We start from the raw sequence: 13,521 nt of genomic DNA, 5'->3' as shown, positions 1-13,521 counted from the left end.
GGGCTTTGTTCTTCTGGCAGAGAGCCGTCGAACGAATTTTAGTACGTTAGTGAGTAGCTGCCGGAGTCATCTTGGCAACGAGGCCTTCGAAAGGCTTGTAAGCCTGCTTGGCCAGGTCGCTGTAGAGCTCGCCGATCTTCTGCGATTCCGCAACGAAGGTCTCGTAAGAGGTCTTGGCATATTCCGACTGCGCTTCGAGAGCCTTGTCGAACGACTTCACGCCCGAAAGCTTCTCGACAAAGGACTTGGTGTCTTCAAACGACTTCTTGGTGTAGTCGCTGTAAGCGGTCGCGATCGCCTGAAACCCGCTCGAGAAGGTATTGGCAGACGCCACGGCGGCATCGAACTGTTCTTTGCCGTACTGCTGAAGCTCTTCAACTTTAACCACAGTATTTCCTTTCCCAGACTTGATGGAATGACCTGCCGGGGATCCCGGCTCCCTAACCACACTCCATATATAGTGCAACGCACAATAAACGTCAAGAATCTTGTGCGTCGCACAACTGACTTAAATCTGAGACAAATCTCCCAGGTTCCCGAAACGGTTACTTAACTTTTTGGAAACCCGGCCGACCTACTTTGATTCCTTGTGCTGTATCGCGCTCTCAGAAGGGGCGCGAAAAGCACCGTAGCTCCAAAGCCTTAGCCGCATCGCAAAGAACGCTGCGATAAAGCACCGAGCCACAATCTCGCATGGGCCGTCTTTGCCCCGAAATTCGGGCCAAACCGGACCAAATTTGGCCTCAGAACGGGGCGAATAAACAGGGAATCGGACGGGGAAATCTATGCTTGGGGTCAAATCGTCAGCGTCATCACGCACGCTTCGTCTGTGCCTGCTCGGCGTTGCCACGATCTCGGTGGCGGTGATGGCCACCACCAATACCGCCGATGCGCGTCGTCGTCACCGGCATCATCGCGCCGCCGTATCGAGCTATAGCCCAGCCTTCTCTTCGATCATCGTCGACGCCAATTCCGGTGCCACACTGCAGGCCAGCAGCGCCGACGGTTTGCGCCATCCTGCGTCGCTCACCAAGATCATGACGCTCTACATGCTGTTCGAGCGCCTTGAGAGCGGCAAGATCAGGCTCGACACGCCGATGGACGTTTCGGAACACGCCTCCGAGCAAGCCCCGACAAAACTCGGGCTTCGCCCCGGCCAGACCATTCGCGTCGAGGACGCCATCAAGGGTCTCGTCACCCGCTCCGCCAACGACGCGGCGGTCGTAATCGCGGAAGCCCTCGGCGGAAGCGAAGATGAGTTCGCCAAGATGATGACGCGCAAAGCGCGCGCCCTCGGCATGAGCAAGACCGTGTACGTGAACGCATCCGGTCTGCCCGACGACGCCCAGATTACCACTGCGCGCGATCAGTCGACGCTGGGCCGCGCGATCCAGGATCGCTTCCCGAAGTACTATCGCTACTTCTCGACGGCCGCTTTCACTTACCGCGGCAAGGTGATCCGAAACCATAACCACCTTCTCGGACGTGTTGAAGGCGTCGACGGAATCAAGACCGGTTACACACGTTCGTCCGGCTTCAACCTCGTGACGTCCATGAAGCGCGGTAATCGCTTCCTGGTCGGCGTGGTGATGGGCGGACGCAGCGCCGGTTCGCGCGACGCCATCATGCGCAACCTGCTCGCCGAACATGTCGACGAAGGGGCGACCCGCCGCACCGTTGCCGCCATCACCGAACGTGGCAGCAGCGAAACCAGAATCGCAGATGCGCGCAGCAACGACGCCGAAAACGACGACGATGATGTGAACACCCGCACGCAAGCGCGTCCTGCTCCGATTGCTCAAGCCCAAGGCGGCATGCAACTGGCCGCAGCCACCTCGGATCCCGTTCCGCTGCCGACACCGCGCGCGCCCATACCGTCCGCCCAACCTGTAGCGGCTCCGCAGGTCGAAGCTCAGAACGAGAAGCCCGCTCCCGCTCCGCTCACCAGCGGCGTCATTTCACCCCAGTCGTTCGGCGCCATTCCAGGTTCTGCCGAGCCGATGACGCCCGTCCGCGTGAAGACGGTTCAGGTGCGCATGGGACAAACCAAGGTCGCATCGGCCGCGCCGAACGCTCCGGTGCCGGCGCCAGTCGCAACCAATCCTGCTCCGATGCCAGCCAAGCCTGACATTGCTAAGCCTGACATGGCCGAGGCCGCACGGGCTGCCCTGCTTCGCGCCGCTGCGGCCAAGACCGACGCCAGAATGGACGCAAAGGCCGAGAGCAAGACCGAAGTCCGCTCCGAGCCAGGTCGCTCTGAGCCATGGGCCGTCGCCTCCGCCCAGTCACGAACCGAATTCCCCGCACCGCTTCCCGCTCCGCCAACCACCAACAATGGAATTGGCCAAGTCGTCATCGGCGCGCCGGTTCATCCCTCTCACTCCGCGGCCCCTGCCGATCCTGCACGCGGCGCCCCCCCAACGACTCTCGCGGCTCAGGCTGCGGCCCTCCAGACCGGCACGATCCAACCCCAACAACAACAGCCGCTTCAGCAGCAGACCTCTCTGCAGCCCGCCCAGCAGCCGGCACGTGTCGCACAGCCAAGCCCCGCGCCTGCCAAACCTGTTGTGCGTAGCGGCTGGATCATCCAGGTCGGCGCGCTCGACAGCGAAAGCGAAGCTCGTCAGCGCCTGGATACCGCACGCGGCGCCAGCAAGCTGCTGACCGACGCTGATCCGTTCACCGAGGCTGTCTCGAAGGGCAGCAAAACGTTCTATCGCGCACGCTTCGCGGGCCTCAGCCAGAATTCGGCTGAAGCCGCATGCCGCTCGCTGAAGCGCTCGGAAATTTCCTGCATCGCCATCAGGAACTGATGGCGATCACCTGCTTCGGTTGACATCAACGGTCTGCTGCCGTGATAGCGAAGACGAGTTGGTGAGTTGGGCCGATTTTGCTTGCGTGTTCCGTGCAGCGAACTCTGGACTCCGACTACGCGGGTGCCGCGAAAACCACGCCGTCCAGATTGCACCCGAATACGGCGCCGGCCCTAAGGCCGACGCCGAGGAACCGCACGATGGTGCGATTGATCAAACTCACTCTCAGTTGTTGACCACGGTGCCGAGGGTCGGATCGAGGATCAGCTTCTGCGAATTGCTCGCGCTACGGAAGTCGAACATGTCCACGATCGAACCGGTCGTGGCATCGAAGGAGCCGCCGCCGAGACGCCGGCCGTTCAGCCAATTGTCTTCGATGAATTTCGGGATCGAGGCCTGCGAAATCAGCACATGGCTGACGTAGTTCTTTTTCGCGTAGGGCGAGATCACCAGGAACGGCTGGCGTGTGCCGGGACCGCAGCGCCCCTTGACCGGCAAGCCCTTGAGGCCGGTCGGTACCGGGGTGAGGCCCGGAGTGCCGCAATTGCCGGCGCCGTTCAATGCATCGGACGGCGAGAACGAACCGTGCGTGATCGGCGCCATCTGATGGTCGTACCAGCCGTCGGAGTCGTCATAGGCAATGATCACGGCGGTGGACTCCCACTCGCCCTGTGCCTGCAGGAAATTGATCAGCTGGACAACGCCGGTCTGCTCGTCGAGCGGGCTGGAGTTGCTCGGGTGACCATCCTGCACGGCAAGCAGCTTGACGAAGGAGACCGCCGGATAATTGCCCTGCCCAACCGCCGCGAAGAAATCGTCGAGGTCATAGGCATGGTTGGCTGGATCCTTCGTGTTGCTGCCGGCGCTGTTGGTAAGCCCGATCGACTGCACCGAGGCCGGACGAGCGTGGCTCGGATTGGCCGTGGAATCGAAATACTGGAACCAGATGTGGTGCGGAATGTAGTCGCCCTGGGTGCCGACCACCGGACTACGGGTGCTGCGCTTGCAACCGGTGGTGCCGTTGGCATTGACGGTCTGCAGGTTGAAGCCTCCGACGAACGAGCCCCACGGCACTTTCGCGGCGTTCAAGAGATCGCCGATGTTATTCGCCGTCGACTTCACCGTCGCGGTCGTGCTCGAGCAGACGTCGCCGGCGGGATCGGTATCGCCGGTCAGCGTGAAACCACCCTGCCCGTCGGCGAGCAGGCCGCTGCTGCCGATGACTTTGACGAAACCATTGGTGCTGCCAGCGAACAGGTTGATCGCGCCGGGGGTCGATGGGCCGAACTGGTCGCTATAGGCGTTATCGCTCATGGCGTAGTTCTGAGCATAATTCCAGTAAGCGGTGACGGTGTTGCCGTCGTAATAGCCCATCACCTGGCCGGTGGTGCCGAACGTGCCGGCGCCGCCGGCGGTCCCCTTGCCGGTGTTCAGCGGAAACAGGTCGGCCTTGCCGGCGTCATAGGCTTTCTGCTCGGCGCCCAAGCCGTGCGCCTGATCGGCGGTCATGGCTTGCGAGCGGTCGAGACGGAATGGGTTGGACGCGCCCGCGCCGTTCAGCGGATTCAGATTGGGATTGTTGGTGAGCAGTGTCGGGCGGCTCAAATAATTATTGATGCTGACCGGGGTCGGTTTGGCGGCCACGAAAGCTGGCTCGCCTTCCACGTTCGAGGCACGCGGATACGTGCCGAAGTAGTGATCGAACGACACGTTCTCGTTGAAGATCACGACGAGGTGCTTGATCGGGGTTTTCGTCGGCAATGCGTCGACGGCGGCGGTGACGTTGTTGGTGTTTTGAGCGGAGACTGGACCGATGGTCGTGACAGTCGCCGCAACAGCAAGGAATGCAGCGGTAGAGAGCAAAGTGGATTTGAACTTCAGATTTTTCATTTTGTCCCAGAGCAAAAAGGAGTGCGTAGTGCGCGCCGGGACAGATAAGCAGCGTCAATGACGGCCCTGTGTCTGTTTTACGTCTAACCACTTCCATGCCCGCCTCTTCACCAGACAACGCAGCACAAGAGTCCAATTCAATCGCTTCACGATATAAAATGTATCGATCGTCGCCTCTGCATCACGCGCTTGGTGACTCAGGTGATGACCGTGACCACGACTGGACCAAGGCCCCGCCTCCAAGCGCGCTGAACGGCTCTATCGCGGCGGCCGCTCCCGCATCGAATCGAGGTCAAGAGCCGAAGCCACCTCGCGATGGTGAGGGAGTTGAGGTGCAAGCGAGGACACGCAGAACAGGCAGCGCTACCCGCCTACCACGATAACGACAGCACGGCTGACGGATATTGAGCCTCGTGCGGCCCATTCGCCGCCAAGGACGCCGTTTCGGCATCGCCATGAAAACCATTTTTCAAGATTTGGTCTCTAAAAACTTAATCGTGGAACTGATCACGCCGGACAACGGCGGGCGTCCACAGGGGGACTTCAGCACAGAGGCGGATCGGCTGCTCGCAGTGAGTGGCGTGATGGTGTTGCGTGCTGGAGTCAGCGATGATTGCGAAGAAGAGTGTCCTTGGCCTCGTTCACGCGGGCGGCGAGATACGTCGAGCCCCCTTGGTCGGGATGAAGTTTCTTCATCAGCCCTCGGTGCGCGCGGCTGATCTCCTCGCGCCCCGCTCCGGGCTTCAGGCCAAGGATCTGATAAGCCTCGTCCGCCGTCATTTTGCCGCCCGGCGCCGCGCGGCGATCCTCGCTTCCACGCCCGCCTGCCCCTGCGCCCTGCGTGTTCTCACGCCAAGCGGGAAACCGGCGGTCCAGATAACCTTCCAAAAGGGACCAACTCTCCCCGTCGAAGCTCCTCGCCAGCGTGATCAGTTCTTCGAGCGTGAACTCGTCCAGTACACGCCCCGCTTCGGGTCCGGCAATAATGCGCCCGTGAAGCGCTCCGGTGTCGTGGTCGAGCGTCATCTCTATAAACTGGGATCGTACCTGGGATTTCTGCCCTTGTGACTTCCACGCCGCCGGGCCGTAATTGCCCCAGGCAGAACCGAGCTGCGCACCAAACGGCGACCAGCCCAGCAAACCTGCGCCGAAAATGGCGAGCGGGATCGCGACAGCGAGTTCGCCCTTCGCTCCCACGAATGCGGCAGCCGCAAGCGCAAGCACGCCTCCACCGCTCCTCACGATCTTGGCCAGCCATTTGGGATCGGCACCCTTGATGACGTTGAGGGCCGTATAGAGCAGTACGACAGCGACAATACCTGCGATCAGGGTCGGCATGGGGTCAGGTCATTCTCAAATTGAACCATCGTTTCCGATGGCAAACTTCTGAACAACCACATTAGCGCGGTTTGATAAGCGTCGGTATCTGCGAATTTTTGCCGCGTCCGGCTCGCGCTGCCCGATCAGGTGAACTTTTGATTCGAGACACTAGGCCTTCATCTGCCCAAGCAGCATGGCCGCCCCGGATGTATTTTTGGCGAGCCTCATCAGGGCATCCCGGCCGCCGGAGGCATAAGCGGCCGCGGCTCTCAGCAGTTCCCGCAGCTGCGCCGCGGAGCCCATATCGAAACGGCACCACGCGCCGCCAGTCAGCCGCGCGATCTCACGGAAAGCCGTCTCCGCTGCCGGATCGTGGCCCTCCTGAAACATGAAACATGGCACCTTGAGCAGACCAAGCTCCCCCGCCGTGGCGCATAAAGCGTCGAGCTGTTCTTCCATCGCGTCGCCCACGAATACGACGGCCCGCACGCCGGAGGCTACCGCTTCGCGCCTTGCATCGGACAGCACGCGGCCCAGTTGGGTATGCCCTCCCTGGCATTGGATCTTGCCCATCATCCTGGCAAGCTGGGCGGTGTCGGATATCCAGGGGCTGGCGCGGCATTCACTCAGTCCGCGAAAATAGACCAACCGCACATGAAGCCCACCGACCCGGCCGGCTTCGCGAAACATGTCCGCCTGCAGCTGGCAGGCCATATCCCACGTCGGCTGCCGGCTCATGGTGGCATCGAGGGCGAAAATCAGCCTACCGGTCTGAGCCTGCGTGTGCGCCACCGACCGCGCCTTTGCGACGAACGCCGCGATGTCGGACGCGGAAGACGTGACCTGGGTCGGCGTCGCGGCTGCCGGGCCGACGTCGGATTTCGGAATGGTCGGGTCGCGCGTCATCGAAACTCTCTTAGAACCACAATACATGTGGGGAATTGCCGGATGGGACAGCAAGGGAAGCTGGGCGATATCAGGGCAAATTCGCCAATTTCAGCCCTTTGCCCATGCCATCTCGTGCTTTCTGCCTATATATTTAGTCTTACAACGGTTCCCGGAGTTGAACGACAACGCCATGTTAGCCTTCGAACTTGCGACGGTCATTGTCCTGATCGTCATCAATGGCCTCTTGGCAATGTCCGAATTGGCAATTGTCTCCTCCCGCCCCGCGCGGCTGGCAGTCCTGGTCGAGAAAAAAGTCACTGGCTCCCGCCGTGCGCTGGCATTGGCCTCCGATCCCGGCAAGTTTCTCTCCACCGTTCAGGTCGGCATTACGCTGATCGGCGTTTTGTCGGGCGCGGTCTCGGGAGCAACGCTCGGCCAGCGCCTCACTCAGTGGCTGCTCGATCTTGGCGTCTCGCCGGGCTTTGCCGATGCCATTGGCGTCGGTCTGGTGGTGACCGCCATCACCTATGGATCGTTGATCATCGGCGAGTTGGTGCCGAAACAAATTGCCCTACGGGATCCGGAAGCGATTGCGGTGCGCGTTGCACCGGCCATGACCCTGATGGCGAAGATCTCGTCGCCGGTCGTCTGGTTGCTTGATCTCTCCGGCAAGGCGTTGCTAGCCCTGCTTGGCCAACATGGCGACACCAACGACAAGGTCTCCGAGGACGAAATCCGCAGCCTGATTGCCGAAGCAGAAAACGCAGGCGTTCTGGAGCCCGGCGAAAAGGAAATGATTGCCGGCGTGTTGCGCCTCGGCGATCGACCTGTCGGCGCGGTGATGACGCCACGGCATGAAGTCAACATGATCGATCTCACCGATCCGCCGGAGGTCATACGCGAGACATTCCGGAAGAACCCGCATTCGCGGCTTCCGGTTTATGAAGAAGATCTCGACCGCCCGCTCGGCATCATCCAGGCCAAGGACCTGCTCGACGCTTATCTGGCCGGCGGCGACCCCGACATCAAAAGCCTGCTTCGCGAGGCGCCGGTCATTCCGATGTCCGCGGACGCGCGCGACGTGCTGACAATTCTGAAAGGCTCACCTGTGCACATGGGCCTGGTCCATGACGAGTATGGAAGCTTTGAAGGCGTTGTGACGACGGCGGATATCATGGAATCCATCGTAGGAAGCTTCCACACCGAGGAAGGCCCCGCGGAACAGGCGGCGGTGCGGCGGCAGGATGGATCGTATCTGTTGTCAGGATGGATGCCGGTCGACGAATTCGGCGACCTGCTGTCAATTCCAATTCCCGCCTCGCGGGGCTACCACACGCTTGCCGGCTTCACGCTCCAGCACTTCGGATCGATCCCCAACGTGGGCGACAGCTTCGACTATAACGGCTGGCGCATCGAGGTCGTCGACCTCGACGGCCGCCGGATCGATAAGTTGTTGGCAAGCAGGATCAAGTCGCCGCGACGTGCAGCTTAGCCGGATCCGCGCTATTCAATCGTAATGGCCAGCCTGCCGATCAGCTGCGCAACTTCCTGAAGCCTGCGATCGTCGTGCTGTTCCACCGCGCGCGCCAATCGCACCATGCATTCATCGTCGCTGATCGCGAGCCTCGCTTGATCTTCCATCGAAGGGACGAGATTGGGAGACGGAGAAGAGAAGCTGGTCATCACTCACCTCACAAATACGATGTCCGTAGTCGCGGGAGATATGGCAGCAATGGAATGTGGCGGGATCAAGCACGTAACAGGACAAATTCCGCGAATTCACGTGCTCGTCAGAAACGTTAAGAGAGCTGCTTGAAAAAGGGCCCGTCTCGGAAAGACGGGCCGCTGCAGATGCTACGAGGTTCTTAATTGATTGACCGCGGTACTAATTGACTGGGGGAGCGACCTGCGCAACAGGGCCCGGCTTCGGCACGCTGATCTTGCGGGTATCGACCGGCGAAAGCTTACTGTCATCCGCGAGGAATTTGTCGAGCGTCTGCTGGATCGATTCCTTCACGTTTTCAGGACCACGATCGCTCATGTCCACGTGCTGGAAGCCGGTGTTGACCACGGTGATACCGGTCTGCTCGCAGATATCGTCATTCGGGACCACGCCCGGGTCGGCCTTGAACACAGGGTCCTTCGATCGAAACGACAGGATCTTGAACTTGCCTTCGGTGAGGAACGGCACGCGCAGATTGTCGAGCGTGACAACCTTCTTCACGTTCTCCGGATGCAGCTTGGCGAAGTACATAGCGATGTCGCCGCCATTGGAATGGCCGACCATCGTCAGATGATCGTAATCCGCGTTCGGCTGGATCTTCTTCATCTTCGCGATGGTGAACTCGATGTTCTGCACGCCACGCTCATACACCGGCAGACGGCCGACATAGAGTTCGCCCACCTTCGTCACCAGCGGTGCATCGGACGCGAGATCGTGCTGGATGCTGATCGCGAGGTAACCACGCGCCGCAAGCACGTTGGCGAGGAACGAGTATTCAGTAAACTTGACGGTATTACCGTGATTGATGATGGCGACCGGCAACACGCCCATTCCGGCGTCGGCTTTCATTTCCTTGTCGCGGCGAACAGCAATCGCGACGTCGACCGGACGTTGACGGGTCTCATCAAAGAAGCTGATGGTTTCGTGGCGAATAGCCCATTTGCTCGCGGTGAAATAGGCGACAGTCGCCACCGCAAACAAGCCGAGCAGAATGATCAATCCACGCTTCATATCGTCCCCACCGGGGTTTAGGGCTCGGCTGGAAGGAACCCGACCGCGCCCCAGAGAGTGTTTTAGAATCCGTCGCTCTTGTCCATATAGTTCGTAACATCCCCGTGACAAAAGCACCTAAAATCGAGGCAATGTTGCCCTAACACCATTGTATTAGGTGCAATGCAGCAACCGTGCCAATTTTAGACTTACGAACAACCTTGCCAAATGGCGAAAGGTCCGCGGTTTTTGATGAAAAATCGCCGGTTCCAGTCGGAACTTTTTCGCGTGTGCCTTTTAGGTAGGCTTTTTGATGCCCATAGCTTCGGCTTAGAGCCGAAGCGTGGAATTCCTGTTTTGACGCGTTTTCGCTCGAAAACGCTTTATGCGATCAGATCGTGCATCTCGAGCGGCTGGTCGGTCTGGGCGAACCATTCGGCCCGGTTCGCCGCCCGTCGGCGCCCCCGCTCATCGATGGGCAACTTCAGGTGGCGCAACAAGGCCGTCACCTCCTCACGGGCAGTGACATGCGACATATTGGGACGGGCTCCCAGGGTCGCCGCGTTGAGGTCGTCGAGGGCTGTCAGTCCCCGTGGAAAGAACTCACGGTAAACCACCCGCTCGGCAAATCCGTCGATGGGACGGAAGCCGAGACGAAACGACAACTGATCGAGCCCCTCCGCGATCAGTTGCTTGTTGCGCGAGCCCAGCATCGACAGCCGATTTCGCACCACGATCCAGTCGGTGGTAACGCCGTCGAGGTCGCGGCGCTGCTTGCGGGCCGCTCTCACCATCGTGGCGTAGTGGCTTTCGCCGATCACCGAATACGTCGTCGGGTCCACTGTTCCCAGTACGTCGAAATCGAGGAAGCTATCGTTCAGCGGGGTCACTAGCGTGTCGGCCATCGAATGAGCCAACCGCATGAGATAATTGTCGGTCCCCGGGGTATCGATGACGATGAAGTCGCAGGTTTTCTCGACCGCGCTGATGGCCGCCGAGAATTGTCCGAATTCGGACACCTCGTTGTCGTCGATCTTCATGCTGTCGCCCAAAGCGACGCAACAGTGATGCGGCAGTTCAAGGTCGATGCCGGTCCGTTTGGCCCAGGCGCGCCGGTTGTCGATGTAGCGGGTGAAGCTTTTCTGCCGGGAATCGAGATCGATCGTCGCGACGCGCTGTCCAGCCTTCAGGAGAGCCACGGCGATGTGAAGCGCGGTGGTGGATTTGCCCGAGCCGCCCTTCTCGTTGCCAAGAACAACGACATGCGCCGAACCTGATCGTCCCTGAGTTGCCTGCAGCAGCATCAACGTCCCCCGCGCAATACTTCCAGTCAGACTCAAAAAGAATCAAGCAAAATGCTTCGATCGATTTGGCTCATCGTGAACTGGCCGACGCGTATGGCGTGTTTGCGAACGCGATGCAGATGGCCTCTTGCTGCGACCTTTGTTAAGGTCGGCGCTCACTTAACGATCAATTGCCCGGACATCGCGCGACACGAATGCCCCACGCCCCCATCATTGCCCGTACGCTCTCATCCCTTCACCGCGCCCGAACTGAACTCGGCAAGCGCAACGCCACGGTCGGCCTTGTCCCAACCATGGGAGCTCTCCATGACGGCCATGTGTCGCTGGTGCGCCTGGCTAAGCGACGCGCCAAGAAGGTCGTGGTTTCGATTTTCGTGAACCCGACGCAGTTTGCGGCGCATGAGGACCTCGGCTCCTACCCGCGGACGTGGAAAGAGGACATCGCCAAGCTCGCCGCGGAAGGTGTCGATCTCGTCTGGAATCCCGACGCGAAGACGATGTACCCGGAGGGCTTCGCCACCAGGGTTGCTCCCGAAGGTCCGGCCCTTGCTGGACTGGAAGACCGCTTCCGCCCCCATTTCTTCGGCGGGGTCGCAACCGTCGTGGCGAAGCTGTTCACACAGGTGCGGCCGGATATGGCGTTCTTCGGCGAGAAGGACTTTCAGCAGCTCAAAGTGGTCACGCGCATGGCGCGCGATCTCGACCTCGGCGTCAGGATCGTGGGCGGCGCGATCATCCGAGAACGCGATGGCCTCGCGATGGCCTCGCGTAACGTCTACCTGTCGCCGGAGGAGCGCCGCATCGCGCCGGTGCTCTTCCGCACGCTCAAGATGACGTCGAAGCGACTGCAGGCGGGCGACGACTTCAAGATCGCTTTGGCGGACGGTGTGACCGCGATCAAGGAGGCCGGCTTCGCCGAGGTCGACTATCTTGAAGCGCGGCACGCGGAAACGCTGGCGCCGATTTCAACGATGGATGACGGTCCCGTCCGCTTGCTGGTGGCGGCCAAACTCGGCACCACCCGCCTGATCGACAACGTCAAAGGCTGAGCAACCTAAAGAAGACCGAGCTCGCGCAGTTCACGTCGCATCGGCTCCGGCATGGCCGCCACGCCTTCGGCAGCTTTGCCAAGGTCCGGCGGTGCATCTTTCGCGTTCAGATAGCGCCAGCCCTGGAACGGGCGCATCGGCCGCGGCGACACCGCGATCAACTTCGGCTCCATGATCAGGCGGCACCGTCCGATGCCCTCACTGTCACGGAAAGGCTCGATGCCGACGAGTTTCTCGCGCGCGGCGATTTCACCTTTGATCACCCAGTAGATCGATCCGCCGTCGAGCAGTTCCTCTTCGCGCTTCGGCGTCATCCGCGTGACGTGGATATGGCGCCCCGGCTGTCCCTTTGCCTTGGCCTGACGAACGCGCTCGGCGATCCAGTCCTTCAAATCCTTGACGGACGTCGCACCGACGCTGAGCTTGATGAGGTGAAGTGACATATCTGACGATCACAGAGACGCATCACGCATCTCAGAGAAATGGAGGGTTAGTTATCTTCGCTCTGCGCGGCCGGCGGCGCAAGCTGCACCGGGGTCTGTGCTGGTGCTTGTGCACGCGATTTCGGCGGTGCGGGCTTCTTGGCAGCCGGCGGTGGCTTCGCGGCAGCAGGCGCTGGTGGCGGGATCAAGGTTGCACCGGGTGAAGGCCGCGCGGGCGTTGAGACAATGGTCTCGACCTTTTCTTTCTCCGCTGATTTTTCCGATTTCTCCGCTGAACGCGGCGCAGATTGCGAGCCCTGCCCGGAAGGCTCGGGGCTCATGATGCTGACCGGCGGAATGGATGCGGCACTCGGGAAGTCTCCCGAGACAGGCCGTCCCGGCGGCGGTACGGTTCCCAGCGCAGCCAGAGGCGCGCCTTGCGCGTTAGCAGTCCCGGCGACAACCGGCGCGGCAGCCCATGCGGCGGCGTGCCGATCAACGGTCCCGTCGTACAGGTCCTCGGTCATATTCGAGGAGATCTGGGCCGAATTGGTCAGCGATTGAAAGAAGGGACACGGCGCCGAGAGGCTGCAGCCGTCGCGTGTGGTGAGCACATGGGCGACAAGGCCGTAACGGTCGCGTTCGATCGTGCGCCGAAGCGCGTTCAATTCAGGGGTCATGACCTTGTCGGCGGCCGCGACATTTCCAAAGCTTGCAAGCCTCGTCACTTGGGCGGCTGTATAGGACACCGCGGCGGCGGCGGCATCGGCAGACGCAAACAACGCCCTCTCGCAGGCGTTCTCGACGCTCTCCCCGGCCAGACCATCAAGGCACGACAACGCGGGCAGCGCCGCGGCCGAGTGAAGCGCTGACCCAATTCCTGCGGCCTGTCGCGCGGCCCCATCGCCTGAGGCGCGCATCATGGTCGCAACGGCAATACCGATCGCCAGCAATGTGATGACGGTCAGCGCTCCGTTCGCGACTGATCGCTCAGCACGGAACAGCGTCACCAGAAGGACAATCGCAAAGAAGCCGGCCGCCGCGACCGTCAGCCACATCGGCAGGGTCGGCGAATGCCACAACTGGTCAATTGATGAAGGCAATGCCTGGTTCATGTGCGGT

The 13,521-nt window shown here is 60.9% G+C and carries 12 protein-coding genes; 3 read left to right on the top strand and 9 right to left on the bottom strand.

The features are described 5' to 3' along the window. Positions 1-46 precede the first annotated feature (46 nt). Positions 47-388 (bottom strand): phasin family protein, encoded by a 342-nt coding sequence (locus ACP0KA_RS22850; RefSeq protein ID WP_424630998.1) that lies wholly within the window; start codon positions 386-388, stop codon positions 47-49. A gap of 397 nt (positions 389-785) precedes the next feature. On the opposite strand from ACP0KA_RS22850, the gene ACP0KA_RS22845 reads away from it, so the two are divergent. After that, on the top strand, positions 786-2,813 hold the full coding sequence (locus tag ACP0KA_RS22845; RefSeq protein WP_424630997.1) for a serine hydrolase: 2,028 nt from the start codon (positions 786-788) through the stop codon (positions 2,811-2,813). A gap of 225 nt (positions 2,814-3,038) precedes the next feature. On the opposite strand, the gene ACP0KA_RS22840 is transcribed toward ACP0KA_RS22845, so the two are convergent. The 3 genes from ACP0KA_RS22840 to ACP0KA_RS22830 form a co-directional block, all read right to left on the bottom strand. After that, positions 3,039-4,703 (bottom strand): phospholipase C, encoded by a 1,665-nt coding sequence (locus ACP0KA_RS22840; RefSeq protein ID WP_424630996.1) that lies wholly within the window; start codon positions 4,701-4,703, stop codon positions 3,039-3,041. Positions 4,704-5,306: 603 nt separating this feature from the next. Further along, positions 5,307-6,041: a DnaJ domain-containing protein gene (locus ACP0KA_RS22835; protein WP_424630995.1), complete on the bottom strand. Its 735-nt coding sequence runs from the start codon at positions 6,039-6,041 to the stop codon at positions 5,307-5,309. 150 nt (positions 6,042-6,191) lie between these two features. Further along, positions 6,192-6,929, bottom strand: a complete 738-nt coding sequence (locus ACP0KA_RS22830) for a VWA domain-containing protein (RefSeq protein ID WP_424630994.1) — start codon at positions 6,927-6,929, stop codon at positions 6,192-6,194. A 172-nt stretch (positions 6,930-7,101) separates the two neighbouring features. Between ACP0KA_RS22830 and ACP0KA_RS22825 the strand changes: the two genes are divergently transcribed. Beyond that, positions 7,102-8,403 (top strand): hemolysin family protein, encoded by a 1,302-nt coding sequence (locus ACP0KA_RS22825; protein WP_424630993.1) that lies wholly within the window; start codon positions 7,102-7,104, stop codon positions 8,401-8,403. Positions 8,404-8,414: 11 nt separating this feature from the next. Here ACP0KA_RS22825 and ACP0KA_RS22820 read toward each other — a convergent pair whose 3' ends face one another. From ACP0KA_RS22820 to ACP0KA_RS22810, 3 genes are all read right to left on the bottom strand, one after another. After that, positions 8,415-8,594: a hypothetical protein gene (locus tag ACP0KA_RS22820; protein WP_424631720.1), complete on the bottom strand. Its 180-nt coding sequence runs from the start codon at positions 8,592-8,594 to the stop codon at positions 8,415-8,417. A gap of 202 nt (positions 8,595-8,796) precedes the next feature. Beyond that, entirely contained in the window at positions 8,797-9,645 is an 849-nt protein-coding gene (locus ACP0KA_RS22815; protein ID WP_424630992.1) for an alpha/beta fold hydrolase, read from the bottom strand. A gap of 362 nt (positions 9,646-10,007) precedes the next feature. Further along, on the bottom strand, positions 10,008-10,928 hold the full coding sequence (locus ACP0KA_RS22810) for a division plane positioning ATPase MipZ (RefSeq protein ID WP_424630991.1): 921 nt from the start codon (positions 10,926-10,928) through the stop codon (positions 10,008-10,010). 194 nt (positions 10,929-11,122) lie between these two features. Between ACP0KA_RS22810 and panC the strand changes: the two genes are divergently transcribed. Beyond that, positions 11,123-11,977 carry a pantoate--beta-alanine ligase gene (panC, locus tag ACP0KA_RS22805; protein WP_424630990.1) on the top strand — a complete coding sequence of 285 codons (855 nt, stop codon included), beginning with the start codon at positions 11,123-11,125 and terminating at the stop codon, positions 11,975-11,977. A 5-nt stretch (positions 11,978-11,982) separates the two neighbouring features. Here the strand turns inward: panC and ACP0KA_RS22800 are convergent, their stop codons facing one another. Then, complete coding sequence (locus tag ACP0KA_RS22800; protein WP_424630989.1) at positions 11,983-12,420, bottom strand: DUF1489 family protein; 438 nt, start codon at positions 12,418-12,420, stop codon at positions 11,983-11,985. Positions 12,421-12,467: 47 nt separating this feature from the next. Further along, entirely contained in the window at positions 12,468-13,514 is a 1,047-nt protein-coding gene (locus ACP0KA_RS22795; RefSeq protein WP_424630988.1) for a hypothetical protein, read from the bottom strand. Between the last annotated feature and the right edge of the window lie 7 nt (positions 13,515-13,521).

Source organism: Bradyrhizobium sp. SYSU BS000235 (assembly GCF_049747295.1).
Classification (GTDB): domain Bacteria; phylum Pseudomonadota; class Alphaproteobacteria; order Rhizobiales; family Xanthobacteraceae; genus Afipia.
This window is presented reverse-complemented; position numbering and strand designations above follow the sequence as displayed.

Excerpts from the sequence above, each read along its gene's own strand:
- ACP0KA_RS22795 (WP_424630988.1), bottom strand. The coding sequence starts at position 13,514 with ATGAACCAGGCATTGCCTTCATCAATTGACCAGTTGTGGCATTCGCCG.
- ACP0KA_RS22810 (WP_424630991.1), bottom strand. The coding sequence starts at position 10,928 with ATGCTGCTGCAGGCAACTCAGGGACGATCAGGTTCGGCGCATGTCGTT.
- ACP0KA_RS22825 (WP_424630993.1), top strand. The coding sequence starts at position 7,102 with ATGTTAGCCTTCGAACTTGCGACGGTCATTGTCCTGATCGTCATCAAT.
- ACP0KA_RS22835 (WP_424630995.1), bottom strand. The coding sequence starts at position 6,041 with ATGCCGACCCTGATCGCAGGTATTGTCGCTGTCGTACTGCTCTATACG.
- ACP0KA_RS22830 (WP_424630994.1), bottom strand. The coding sequence starts at position 6,929 with ATGACGCGCGACCCGACCATTCCGAAATCCGACGTCGGCCCGGCAGCC.
- ACP0KA_RS22820 (WP_424631720.1), bottom strand. The coding sequence starts at position 8,594 with ATGACCAGCTTCTCTTCTCCGTCTCCCAATCTCGTCCCTTCGATGGAA.
- ACP0KA_RS22815 (WP_424630992.1), bottom strand. The coding sequence starts at position 9,645 with ATGAAGCGTGGATTGATCATTCTGCTCGGCTTGTTTGCGGTGGCGACT.
- ACP0KA_RS22800 (WP_424630989.1), bottom strand. The coding sequence starts at position 12,420 with ATGTCACTTCACCTCATCAAGCTCAGCGTCGGTGCGACGTCCGTCAAG.
- ACP0KA_RS22845 (WP_424630997.1), top strand. The coding sequence starts at position 786 with ATGCTTGGGGTCAAATCGTCAGCGTCATCACGCACGCTTCGTCTGTGC.
- ACP0KA_RS22840 (WP_424630996.1), bottom strand. The coding sequence starts at position 4,703 with ATGAAAAATCTGAAGTTCAAATCCACTTTGCTCTCTACCGCTGCATTC.
- panC (WP_424630990.1), top strand. The coding sequence starts at position 11,123 with ATGCCCCACGCCCCCATCATTGCCCGTACGCTCTCATCCCTTCACCGC.